This window comes from Dyella silvatica, assembly GCF_026283955.1.
In the GTDB taxonomy this organism is placed as follows: Bacteria; Pseudomonadota; Gammaproteobacteria; order Xanthomonadales; family Rhodanobacteraceae; genus Dyella_C; species Dyella_C silvatica.
Genome location: NZ_JAPDPE010000148.1, coordinates 1 through 11,755, shown reverse-complemented (window position 1 = coordinate 11,755; position 11,755 = coordinate 1). Strand labels below are relative to the sequence as shown.

Below are 11,755 nucleotides of genomic sequence, written 5' to 3'. Positions count from 1 at the left end.
GAACGAGACCATGCGATGCGGACCGATTGCCACCAGCTCTTTCTCGGTGGAATAAAGCCCGTTGACGTAGACCTCGCCATCGCCAAGTTTTGGCGATGGAATGCTGCCCCTGGACTCCCACACCTCGCCCTCGTAAACCGGCCCTTCGAAAAACTCCACCGCGTCACGACCTGCCACGCCGATCATCCGCTCATTGAAAATCATCCGATTGAAAATCGGACGCTTCGCTGCGGCGGGCATCGGAAAACTCAATTTGGCCGGGTAACGCTGCCAATGCCCATCGATCACCGCATAGAGATGCAAGGCGCTGTCTTCTGGAATGCCCAGATAAAACCCATCGACCGGCACCACCGCCGACTGGCAAGCCAGCTCTTTCGCGGCGAGCAACTGAAATGGCGACAACAGCAGCAAGGCCAGCAGTAAACGTTTCATCATTCATCCATGCAGTGATTCAAAGCGGCGCCGCGCCGGGCGCGCGACGCCATCCGGTCAGACCACCACGACAGGAATTTTGCCGATGCGCGCCTGCCATTCTTTCGGCCCGGTCTGGTGCACCGAGCTGCCAAGCGAGTCGACGGCAACCGTTACCGGCATGTCTTGCACCTCGAACTCGTAAATCGCCTCCATGCCGAGGTCGGCGAAACCGACCACGCGGCTGGCCTTGATCGCCTTGGACACCAGATAAGCCGCACCGCCGACCGCCATCAGATACACCGATTGATGCTTTTTGATCGCCTCGATCGCGGTCGGGCCACGCTCGGCTTTGCCGACCATACCGAGCAAGCCGGTTTGCGCCAGCACCTGTTCGGTGAATTTATCCATGCGGGTAGCCGTGGTCGGGCCGGCTGGGCCCACCACCTCGTCGCGCACCGGATCGACCGGACCGACGTAGTAGATAAAGCGGCCACGGAAATCGACCGGCAGCGGCTCGCCCTTATTGAGCATCTCAACCATGCGCTTGTGCGCGGCATCGCGGCCAGTGAGCAACTTGCCGTTGAGCAACAGCACCTCGCCGGGTTTCCAACTGGCGACGTCGGCCGGGGTCACCGTATCGAGATTCACCCGACGCCCCTTGCTGGCATCGTAGGTAAGCTGCGGCCAGTCTTTCAGCGACGGCGGGTCGAGCATCACCGGGCCGGAGCCATCCAGGGTGAAATGCGCAGGGCGGGTCGCCGCGCAATTGGGGATTAACGCCACCGGCAGGTTGGCCGCGTGGGTCGGGTAATCCTTGACCTTGATGTCGAGCACGGTGGTGAGACCGCCCAGGCCTTGCGCACCGATGCCGAGCGCATTGACCTTGTCGTACAACTCGATGCGCAGCTCTTCGGCGCGATTGCTCGGGCCACGTGCGATCAAGTCCTGGATGTCGATCGGCTCCATCAAGGCCTCTTTGGCCAGCAGCATCGCTTTCTCGGCGGTGCCACCAATGCCGATGCCCAGCATGCCCGGCGGGCACCAGCCGGCACCCATCGTCGGCACGGTTTTGAGCACCCAGTCGACGATGGAATCGGACGGATTAAGCATGGCGAACTTGGACTTCGCCTCCGAGCCACCGCCCTTGGCCGCCACGATGACATCGAGCGTATCGCCCGGCACGATCGACACATTGATCACCGCCGGGGTGTTGTCCTTGGTATTGCTGCGTTTGCCGGCCGGATCGGCCAGCACGCTGGCGCGCAGCTTGTTGTCCGGGTCGTTATAAGCGCGGCGCACACCTTCGTTGACCATGTCTTCCAGCGACATCGTGGCATCCCAGCGCACATTCATGCCGACCTTGAGAAACACCGTGACGATGCCGGTGTCCTGGCACAGCGGCCGATGCCCTTCGGCGGCCATGCGCGAGTTGATCAGGATCTGCGCCATCGCATCTTTGGCGGCGGGGCTTTCCTCGCGCTCGTAGGCGGCGGCGAGATGGGTGATGTAGTCCACCGGGTGGTAATAGCTGATGTATTGCAGAGCGTCGGCAACGCTTTGAATCAGGTCGTCTTGCTTAATCGTGGTCATGGCGGCGGCTGTGGCTACGGGATGGGGTGCAATCGGCTGAGGTAGCGCCACAAACCAGTAGTTCGCAACGCGCAAGCGGCCTATTGTGCCGCAAGCGGCCCGACACACCAAAAACAACGGCCGCTCAAGGCGGCCGTCGTGGTACTTCCAGCAAGCTCGATACGAGCGCTTGCGATTAGAAGTTGAAGCGGTACTCGCCAAACACCGAGTACATCGCCACATTGGTGCTGAGCTTGTTCACATCCGACGAATTGCCGTTGCTGTGGTAATTGTCGTAGTTCACGCCGACGCTGAACGCCTTGTTGATGTTGTAGCCCACGCCAACGCCGAAGTACTCGCCGGTGCCGGTGGTGGAAGACGAACCGCGGAAATTGCCGATCGGGGTGTAGCTACGAACCTGGAAGGCATTGTGCGCGCGGTACCAGCCGCCACGAGCCGAAACGTACCAGCTGTCGTTGATGTTGTAGTTCAGGTTGCCGCCGAGCAGCCAGCCGCGGCTTTTCTGCTTGAGCGAGCCATGGCTGCTGTCGTTGGCGATACGGCTTTCGGCATTGCCGAGGTTGACGTAACCGGTTTCCACACCGTAGTCGACCACGCTGTTCCAGCGGTAGCCGATACGCACGGCGCCGGCCAGGTCTTTCTTGTCTACGCTGGTGTGGTTCGCACCGGAGGCATTAAGGCCGCCGAAAGCGTTGCTGATGCGGTAGTCGGAGGTACCGAGGTTACCGTTGACGAAAAAATTGCCGGTGTCAGCAAACGAAGCAGTCGAAGCTGCGCCGATGGCCAAAGCCACGGCAGCCGTCAGAAACTTATTCATGGGGTAGCTCCATTATATTTTTTGAAAGTCCGCCGCCCGGACCACAGATGGGGGATGTCCGAGCGGAACGCGCATTGTAAATATTCTGTAATGAACAGCCAACAACAACCTGCGAATAACGCGTCAACTGACTGTTTATGAACAAAAATACTCGAACCACGCAATCATTTCGCGCGCAGAAATCAGCACGGAATCAGCGAAAACGGTATCCCGCGCAGGCCGAATACATGGCCGCGTTGCCGGAAACGCGTTGATCTCGGGCGAGCCTGCGAAGCCTCGAGGTGACTTGATCATTGCCGCAGCTCAGGCCGAGGCGGAAGTTCGGCGCTTGGTCATCACCGGCGCCGACACCCGCCTAGTCGTTGCTGCCGATGCCGGGCGTGAAGTGGCGGCCCCGGCAGCGCACCTTTGAGCTGGAGATTTTGCTTGGCCTTGTAAATATCGCCGTTGCGTTTCGCTGTCGCCATGCGACGAAAACAACGCCGACTTCGCCCCTTTCGCACACGGCTTGGGCAAGCAATAAAACGCCTAGTTACTCGCAAAAACTTGCGCTCGCACAGACACTTTCGCAAAACATTCACACGCGCTAGCGTTGCACCAGTCAGGGCGGTGTCGATCTACAGGGGGACGCGACCGCAACGACGGCAATACGTATTAGGGGTCATACGTTTTTTTTAGTAGATGCGCTTTACGGCCTGGCCGAAGTGCGGTGGCGGTGTCTTCGTGATGCCGTCACAGATTCATGTCGCCGCTTCGCGCCAGACTTCTTCGCCACCGGAGATAGTCACATGCTTACGCAGTTGCATCGCAAGTCCCTCGCCACATCTCTCGCACTGCTGCTTTGCGGCGTTGCCGGCACAACCGCCGCCAGCGAAGTGCAACCGGCACTCGATGTCGGCACCACCAATACCGCGCAAACCATCAACGTCACCCTGGTGCTCAATGCACATCACCAGGAAGCTCTGGAAGACTATGCCTATCGCAGCGTGACGCCCGGCGACCCCGCGTATCACCGCTTTCTCAGCACGGCGCAGTTCGCGCAGCAATACGGCGCCACCGATGCAGAAATCGCCCAAGTGCAGGCTTTTTTGAAGAGCAACGGCATTGCTGCCACCGAAGTGACCGCGAATCATCTCGCGATCAAGACGCGCGGTACGATCAGCCAGTTCAACCACGCTTTTCAAACCACGCTTCGCGATTATCAATCGGCCGAAGGCAAGCGCTTTCATCGCCCGAGCCATGCAACCACGCTGCCGGCGGCGATCGCCAATACGGTGGTGATGGCCGCGGGCCTCAACACTGAGTCGAAATATGTGGCGCATCACTTGCACGCCAACCTGCCCGCGCCTGCGCCCAATAGCGTGGCGCCGATGGCCAGCGGCCTGCTGACCGCGAAGGCCGCCAGCAATGGCACCGCCAGCGGCGTGCCGGGGCAATACACCGTCGGCGATGTCGCCAACTTCTACAACATCAATCCGCTGTATGACGCCGGCATCAACGGCAAGGGCTCGACCATCGCCATCGTCACGCTGGCGGACTTCTATCCGGCCGATGCGTACAGCTACTGGAATATGATTGGCTTGGCCACCAAACCCAATCGCATTACCCAGATGCATGTCGACGGCGGCGGCGCGATCGGCGCGGCGGCCGGCAGCGGCGAGACCTCGCTCGACGTGGAGCAATCAGGCGGCCTGGCCCCCTTCGCCGACATCCTGGTGTACGACGCACCCAACGCCGGCAACGGTTTCATCGATGCCTTCAATCAGGCGGTCTCGGACAATCGCGCCGATACCATTTCGTCGAGCTGGGGCAGCCCGGAAGTTTTCTATTACGACTCGTTGCTCACCGGCGGTGACTCTACCGGTGAACTGCGCACCTTCCACCAGATCTTCCTGGAAGCGGCGGTGCAGGGTCAGTCGGTGTTTGCCTCGTCGGGCGACTCCGGCGCCTATGACACCGTCCGCGCGCTGGGTCACAGCTTGTTCAATGCGCCGTTGACGGTCGATGCACCCGCCTCGGACCCGTTCATCACCGCAGCTGGCGGTACCACCACGCCGTTCACTTATCAGTTCGCCGGCGGCCCGAAGGCCTCCGTCACCCAAGAAAGCGTGTGGGGCTGGAGCTATCTGCAGGCATACCTCGACAAGATTCGCCCGGGTCGCTACGACTTGTTCTCCACCGGCGGCGGCGGCGGCGTCAGCGTGTTCTGGCGTGAGCCGGTGTATCAATTCTTTACCCGCGGCATCCAGCGCAGCCAGCCGAATCAATCGCTGATCGCGCTCAACCCGAGCCTGGTCTTTCCAGGCAATACGCAAACCACGCCGCTGACCTTGCTGACCCTGCCGGGCAATTTCCGTGGTCGCAACGTGCCGGACGTTTCGTTGAACGCGGACCCGGAGACCGGCTACATCTTCGTTTCCACCGCCGACGGCGGCGTCGGTAGCGGCGAAGGCGGCACCAGCTTCGTGGCGCCTCAGCTCAATGGCATTTCTGCGCTGCTCACCCAGAGTTCCGGCCACCGCGTCGGTTTCTGGAACCCGCAGATCTACTTCTTGCAGAACGTCTTTGGCTATGGTTCGTGGTCGGCCTTTAACGACATCAATGCCGGCGACAACTGGTTCTATAAAGGCAGCCGTGGCTACAACCCCGGCGCAGGCATCGGCACCCTCAACGTGACCAATTTCGCCTTGTTCCTGGGTAGCGGTTTCTAATCATCGTCAGCACGCCTCCCCCTGCTCGCAGGGGGAGGTTGTGGCGCGGCGCATACGCCAGGAATGCCATGGCGATACCGCCAGCCCAAGCGCCCTGCTCGCCACCATAGCGTGAACAGGCCCTAGCTCTCATTCAGGGGCTTGCCGTCACCTCACCCAACCGCCATGCTCGTCTGCGGTTTCCCGCAGCGAATATTTCATGAGCGATTCCTCCTCGTCCGGCGGCTATCTCCGCCGTCTCGGCATGTGGGACGCCGCCCTGATCGTGGTCGGCGGCATTATTGGCGGTGGCATTTTTCTCAACCCGGGCATCATCGCGCAGCGCACCGATTCGGGGCTGGCGCTGTTGCTGATGTGGGTTGGCGCCGGCGTACTCACCTTGATCGGCGCGCTGTGTTACGCCGAACTCGGTGCGCGACGCCCGCGTGCCGGCGGCAGTTATGTCTACCTACGCGATTCGCTGGGGCCATTGGCCGGTTTTCTGTTCGGCTGGACCATGCTGCTGGTGATTTATTCCGGCTCGGCCGCTGCCGTAGCCACGGTATTCGCCAGTTATTCGGCCGCGGTGTTCGGCTTGCCCAAAGACTCCGTTGCGCCGCTGGCAGCCGGTGGACTGGTGTTCGTGGCGGGTATCAACCTGTTCGGCCTACGCCTGGGCGTGCAGCTGCAAAACCTGTTCACCTTGCTCAAACTGCTGGCCGTGGCGATGCTGGTGGTCTGCGGTTTGTTCTTTACCGGCATCGGCAGCGGACACGCGGGCAGTCATCCGATATTCGCGCTGGACCCGGCACGCAGTGGCGTCGGCTTCATGGGGGCCGCGCTGCCGGTGTTGTTTGCCTACAGCGGCTTCACCTATCTCAATAACCTCGCCGGTGAAGTGCGCGAGCCACAACGCACCTTGCCGCGCGCCTTGTTCGTCGGCATGTTGCTGGTGATCCTGATCTACGGCCTGGTCAACGTGGCCTATCTGGCCGTGCTCGGACATGCCGGGTTGGCGGCCAGTCAAACGCCTGCCGCCGATGTGATGCAACAAGTGGCCGGGCCGATCGGCGCCAAGCTGATGGCCATCGGCATTGCCGTATCCACACTCGGCTTTTGCAATATCACCCTGGTCGCTGGCGCACGGGTATTGCAGGTGATGGGCGCCGATGGGCTGTTTTTTCGCAGCGTAGCGCAGCTGCACCCGAAACATCACACGCCCAATCTGGCCCTGCTGCTGCTCACCGGCTGGGCCTGCGTGCTGGCGTTGAGCGGCACCTACGGGCAATTGCTGGATTACGCCACCTTCGGCGACTGGCTGGCCTGCGCGTTTGGTGTCGGCACCTTGTTCTGGTATCGCAAGCACGACCGTGGCCCGGTCGATTTCCGGGTGCCGGGATACCCGTTGCTGCCGCTGATCTTCATTGCCACGGTGGGGTTTGTGGTGGTGCAAAGCTTGCGTGACAGCCCGGTCAATACTGGCATCGGCGTGCTGATCATGCTGTCGGGCGTACCGGTTTACTGGGTCTGGCAGCGGCTGTTTAACCCCAAGTAATCCGCGCAGCAGCGGGCGCCACCCAGGGGCGCAGCCCTTAAAACCAGCATGCAGCTTGGCGTTCAAGCCGTTTGAAGGTATCTCGAACGGCGGCGCAGACCGCGCGCGTGCCTTCACGAACTCACTGATCAGGCCTGGCCAAGGTAGGCTCATCCCCCCACGCGATGCCACAATGCACGCGATACGTGAGGAGAGTTTCCCAATGGCGCAAACGCAGGTCCAGGCGGCACCCGGCATTTCCAGCAACAAAATCGTGCCTGAAGCGGCGCGCGAGGGTATCGACCTGGAAATCAACGGCAAGCGTTTCCGGCACACCGGTGACGCGCACATGCCGTTGCTGTGGTATCTGCGCGATGTGCTGCAACTCACCGGCACCAAATATGGCAGCGCCCAGCCCGGCAACGGGGCCGACCTGGTGCTGGTGAACGGCAAGGCCGTCTCCGCCATTACCGTGCCGATGAAAGACCTGGCCGACAAAAAGGTGATGACGGTAGAAGGGCTGGCCAGCGCCGACGGCAAACTGCATCCGCTGCAGCAGGCCTTTATCGACGAAGACGCGATCGGCTGCGGCTACTGCACACCAGGCTGGTTGATTGCCGCCAAGGAGTTGATCGACCGCAAGCGCGATCCTTCGGACAGCGACATCGATCAGCTGCCCAATCTCTGCCGCTGCGGCTGCCAGACGCGCGTGCGTCGCGCCATCATGCGTGCTGCTGCCAGCCTCAACGGAGGCCAGGCATGAACGGTACGGGCGGACTCTCGCGCCGCGGCTTTCTCAAAGTGCTGGCAGGTAGCGCAGGCGCGCTGGTGGTGGGCATGCCGTTCGAGGCCGCCACGGCGGCCGACGCACCGTTGCCGCTGGCGTTTCTTGGCGACACGCTTTACGGCCTCGGCGTGTATGTGCGCATCGATGCCGACGGCAATGTACTGATCGGTGCGCGTGACCCCGACAGCGGCACCGGCAACGCCACTACCCTGCCGCGCATCATTGCCGACGAGCTCGATGCCGACTGGCAGCGCGTTACCGTGGTGCCGCTGGGCCTGGGCGTGGAAAACGGCAACGGCGAGGCGAACTGGATTTACGGCCACCAGCTGGATGGCCTGGGTACCTCGACCACCGCGGCCTGGTCCGACCTGCGCCAGGTTGGCGCGCTGGCGCGCTGGCTGCTGCTGCAAGCGGCCGCACGCCAGCTGGGCGTGCCTGCCGAACAACTGCAGGCCAAGGCCGGTGTAGTGATCGCGCCGGACGGCCGCCGTCTTGGCTACGGCAGCCTGGCCGAGGCCGCGGCCAAGATCTCCCCACCGACCAACCCGGTACCGGTGAAAACCGCCGATCGCTACACCTTGATCGGCCAACCGGCCGGTGACGTCGATGCCCATGCCTTTGTCACCGGCCAGGCCCGCTTCGCCATCGACCACCAATTCGGCGATGCGCTGGTGGCGGTGCTGGTGCATTGTCCCTGGCCCGACGGCAGCCTCGACGGCATCGACGCGACCGAAACCAAAGCCGTGAAAGGCGTGGTGCAAGTGCTGCCGCTGTTGCCCGAGCACGGTCAACCGCTGGGCAGCACGGTTATTGCCCCGGCCGTAGCCGTGCTGGCTGAAAACACCTGGGCTGCGCTGCAGGGTCGCGCCAAGCTCAAGCTGCAATGGAAGCCCGGCAGCAGTGACAGCGAAAGCAGCGCCGCGCTGGAAGCCCACGCCATCGACCTGCTCAACGACAAAAAGCAGGCGCCGACCACGCGGGTGCGCAATGATGGCGATGTGGACGCGGCCAACAAGAAAGCCGCCATGCGCGTCGAGGCCACCTACCTGCAACCCTGGCTGGCGCATGCCACCGCCGAGCCGATGAACTGCATGGCGCGGATCGACAAAGACCGCGCGCTGCTAATCGTCCCCACCCAGGCACCGCAACAAGCCTGGGCGGTCGTACAACGGCTGACCGGTTTCAAACCTGAGCAGATCGAAATACGCGTGCCGCGTGTCGGTGGTGCCTATGGTCGTCGGCTTGATCACGACTATGTCGCCGAAACGGTGATGCTGGCCAAAGCGGCCGGCAAGCCGGTACGCCTGCTGTGGACCCGCGACGAAGATTTCACCCACGATTACTACCGCTCGGCCAGTGTGCATAAGTTGAGCGCCGCCCTCGATCGCAAGCGCCAGATCATCAGCTGGAACCAGCGCCTGGCCAGCGCCTCGGCGCGCGCCGGTCGCGGGGTACCCGAACAACGCTTATGGACGTCCGAACTCGACGTCAATCAACTGCCCGCGGGCCTGCTGCCGAACTATCGCAGCGACTGGTATGCCTTGCAGTCGTCGATACCCGGCGGCCATGCGCGTGGCATGCCGCATGTGAACAACGCTTTTGCCGTTGAGAGCTTTATCGACGAGATCGCCCATTCGTTGAAAGAAAACCCGCTCGACACCCGCCTGCGCCTGCTCGGTCAGCCACGCCAGATTCCGCTGCACGGCTTCGGCACCACGCTGGATACCGAGCGACTGGTCAACGTGCTCAAGCGAGTCGCCGACCAGATCGAATGGAAAAACTGGTTACGCACCGTCAATGGGCTGGGCATCGCCTGCTGGCATGTCAACGGCGCTTATGTCGCGCATGCGATCGAGGCGTCGCTGGAACGCGACAAGCTGACCATTGAGCGCGTCGTCTGCGCGGTCGATGTCGGCCGCGTGATCAACCCGACCGGGCTGGAAGGCCAGATCGCCGGCGCCACCCTGGATGCTTTATCGACCGCGCTCAATCTGGCGATCACCTACAAGAACGGCCAGATCCAGCAGCGCAACTACAAAGACTATCCCTTGGCCAGCATGGCCCAGTTGCCCAATAGCGTCGAAGTGATCGTGATGCCGGGCGACCGCGAGCCCACCGGCGCCAGCTTTCTCGCCATGCCCAGCGCGGCGCCTGCCCTGGCCAATGCATGCTGTAACGCGCCTGTCGCGCACTCACCATTGCGGCCGGCCGTCATTCGCCTCAGGCATGACGGCCGGCTAGCGGTGATGCTCGATCCATGTCGCCACATCGTCGGCCCCCTGCCCGCGTGCCAGCGACGCCGCACTATGGCCAGCCTGATCTTGCAATGACAGGTTGGCGCCTCGCTGGCGCAGCATCTCGACCAAGGCCCGGTTACCTGCCAGACCGGCATACATCGCAGCGGTTTGACCGGAGCTGTTGCGATCGTCGACCTTGGCGCATGGCTGACTCAGCAACAGCCGGGCAATCGCCAGCTCGCCCTTGAAGGTCGCGCCCATCAACGCCGTGCTGCCATGGCTGTCGCGCGCGCAGGCATCCGCGCCCAAGGCCAGCAAACGCTCCACCGTGACCTTCTGCCCGTGATACGCGGCCAGAATCAAGGCGGTGTAACCCTGCGGCGTGCGTACATCCACCGGAAAACCCGAGCTCACGTACTCGTTGATTAACGTGATGTCGCCACTGCGCGCCGCCTCGAAGTAATAGGTCTTCAATTCGGCAGCGGCAGCGGAGCGAGTATTTGATTCGTTGGCCGCAACAGCGGCATTCGCGACACCGTTTGCCGTGCCGGCCGGCAATGATGACGGTGCATGCGATGCACTGCAGGCGGCCAAGATCAGGACGAACAAAACCAACCCATGCTTCATGGTTATGCACCTTTGGGGAAGGGAATAGGTGCCGGCGGCCTGGGAGTGAGAGCATGCCTCCCAGACCGCCAGCCACTGCAAGCTGAGAAGGCCTACAGTGCTCGCGCGAGGCGTTGGATATCGTCTGGACTGGCGCCGAGCGCCTTGCTTAGCCGGGTGCCGTAATCGGCATCGGCCTTATAGAAATAACTCAGCATGGTGTCGCGGATCTTGGTGTTTTTGACCTGCCCCAGATCAGCGGCCAGATTGCTGATCAAATCACTTTTGTCTTGCATCGACAGGCTGCGATACAGCTCGCCGGCCTGCTCGAAGTTCATCGTGCGATGCACGCGCTGCTGCTGGGTGCTGCCACTCAACGGCAGTGCACTCGCCTTGTAGCGCGGATCGTCGGCATAGGCGCCCTCGGCCTCGCTGGGCTGATAATTCACATCCGAATTCGTGTGGCCGGTATTCATTGCGCCGTCCTGGTTGTAGTTGCGCACACTGGCCAGCGGACGGTTGATCGGTATCTGTTGGTTGTTGACCCCAAGGCGATAGGTTTGCGTATCGACATACGAGAACAACCGCCCTTGCAACAATCGATCCTCCGAAGCCTCGATACCCGGCACCATGCGGATCGGCGCAAAGGCCGCCTGCTCGGTTTCCTGGAAGAAATTATCCGGCACCCGATTCAAGGTCATCGTGCCCAGTCTGGTCTCCGGCACACCCGGCCAGATCTTGGTAGCATCGAGCGGGTCGAAAGCAAAACCAGCTAATTGCTCGGGCTTGAGCACCTGCACATAAAGATCCCACTTGGGGTAATGCTTGGCACCGATGGCGTCGTACAAATCGTGGGTGAGGTTATTGAAATCCTTGCCCTGCACCGTCTCTGCTTCTTTCGCGGTGAGATTTTTCACGCCTTGCTCGCTGCGCCAGTTGAACTTGACGTAATGCACCTCGCCCCTGGCATTGACCAGTTTGAAAGCGTGCACGCCAAAACCGTTCATGGTCCGGTACGAGGCAGGCGTGCCGTTGTCCGAATACACCCAGGTCAGCATGTGCGTGGCCTCGGGCACATGC

Annotated in this window: 10 protein-coding genes; 5 read left to right on the top strand and 5 right to left on the bottom strand. The window is 61.9% G+C overall.

The annotated features are described in order from the left end of the window. From OUZ52_RS20645 to OUZ52_RS20635, 3 genes are all read right to left on the bottom strand, one after another. A partial coding sequence (locus tag OUZ52_RS20645) for a hypothetical protein (protein ID WP_266160444.1) occupies positions 1-432 on the bottom strand: 432 nt, incomplete at its 3' end. 57 nt (positions 433-489) lie between these two features. Continuing rightward, positions 490-2,004, bottom strand: coding sequence for a fumarate hydratase (locus tag OUZ52_RS20640; RefSeq protein WP_266160443.1), 1,515 nt, complete (start codon positions 2,002-2,004; stop codon positions 490-492). A gap of 175 nt (positions 2,005-2,179) precedes the next feature. Continuing rightward, positions 2,180-2,821, bottom strand: a complete 642-nt coding sequence (locus OUZ52_RS20635; protein ID WP_266160442.1) for an outer membrane protein — start codon at positions 2,819-2,821, stop codon at positions 2,180-2,182. A gap of 286 nt (positions 2,822-3,107) precedes the next feature. Here OUZ52_RS20635 and OUZ52_RS20630 point away from each other — a divergent pair, with 286 nt between their 5' ends. The 5 genes from OUZ52_RS20630 to OUZ52_RS20610 all read left to right on the top strand — a co-directional run bounded on the left by OUZ52_RS20630 (position 3,108) and on the right by OUZ52_RS20610 (position 10,162). Next, positions 3,108-3,233 carry a hypothetical protein gene (locus OUZ52_RS20630; protein WP_266160441.1) on the top strand — a complete coding sequence of 42 codons (126 nt, stop codon included), beginning with the start codon at positions 3,108-3,110 and terminating at the stop codon, positions 3,231-3,233. 376 nt (positions 3,234-3,609) lie between these two features. Continuing rightward, positions 3,610-5,532 (top strand): S53 family peptidase, encoded by a 1,923-nt coding sequence (locus OUZ52_RS20625; protein WP_266160440.1) that lies wholly within the window; start codon positions 3,610-3,612, stop codon positions 5,530-5,532. A 199-nt stretch (positions 5,533-5,731) separates the two neighbouring features. Beyond that, positions 5,732-7,066, top strand: coding sequence for an APC family permease (locus tag OUZ52_RS20620; RefSeq protein WP_266160439.1), 1,335 nt, complete (start codon positions 5,732-5,734; stop codon positions 7,064-7,066). Positions 7,067-7,268: 202 nt separating this feature from the next. Next, positions 7,269-7,808 (top strand): (2Fe-2S)-binding protein, encoded by a 540-nt coding sequence (locus OUZ52_RS20615; RefSeq protein WP_266160438.1) that lies wholly within the window; start codon positions 7,269-7,271, stop codon positions 7,806-7,808. Continuing rightward, positions 7,805-10,162: a xanthine dehydrogenase family protein molybdopterin-binding subunit gene (locus OUZ52_RS20610; protein WP_266160437.1), complete on the top strand. Its 2,358-nt coding sequence runs from the start codon at positions 7,805-7,807 to the stop codon at positions 10,160-10,162. Before OUZ52_RS20615 ends, OUZ52_RS20610 begins: the two co-directional genes overlap by 4 nt. On the opposite strand, the gene OUZ52_RS20605 is transcribed toward OUZ52_RS20610, so the two are convergent. Next, positions 10,070-10,696: an ankyrin repeat domain-containing protein gene (locus OUZ52_RS20605; RefSeq protein WP_266160436.1), complete on the bottom strand. Its 627-nt coding sequence runs from the start codon at positions 10,694-10,696 to the stop codon at positions 10,070-10,072. The genes OUZ52_RS20610 and OUZ52_RS20605 overlap by 93 nt on opposite strands. A gap of 92 nt (positions 10,697-10,788) precedes the next feature. Then, positions 10,789-11,755: catalase (locus tag OUZ52_RS20600; RefSeq protein WP_266160435.1), on the bottom strand; the 967-nt coding region annotated here is incomplete at its 5' end.

Excerpts from the sequence above, each read along its gene's own strand:
- OUZ52_RS20640 (WP_266160443.1), bottom strand. The coding sequence starts at position 2,004 with ATGACCACGATTAAGCAAGACGACCTGATTCAAAGCGTTGCCGACGCT.
- OUZ52_RS20635 (WP_266160442.1), bottom strand. The coding sequence starts at position 2,821 with ATGAATAAGTTTCTGACGGCTGCCGTGGCTTTGGCCATCGGCGCAGCT.
- OUZ52_RS20625 (WP_266160440.1), top strand. The coding sequence starts at position 3,610 with ATGCTTACGCAGTTGCATCGCAAGTCCCTCGCCACATCTCTCGCACTG.
- OUZ52_RS20620 (WP_266160439.1), top strand. The coding sequence starts at position 5,732 with ATGAGCGATTCCTCCTCGTCCGGCGGCTATCTCCGCCGTCTCGGCATG.
- OUZ52_RS20615 (WP_266160438.1), top strand. The coding sequence starts at position 7,269 with ATGGCGCAAACGCAGGTCCAGGCGGCACCCGGCATTTCCAGCAACAAA.
- OUZ52_RS20610 (WP_266160437.1), top strand. The coding sequence starts at position 7,805 with ATGAACGGTACGGGCGGACTCTCGCGCCGCGGCTTTCTCAAAGTGCTG.
- OUZ52_RS20605 (WP_266160436.1), bottom strand. The coding sequence starts at position 10,696 with ATGAAGCATGGGTTGGTTTTGTTCGTCCTGATCTTGGCCGCCTGCAGT.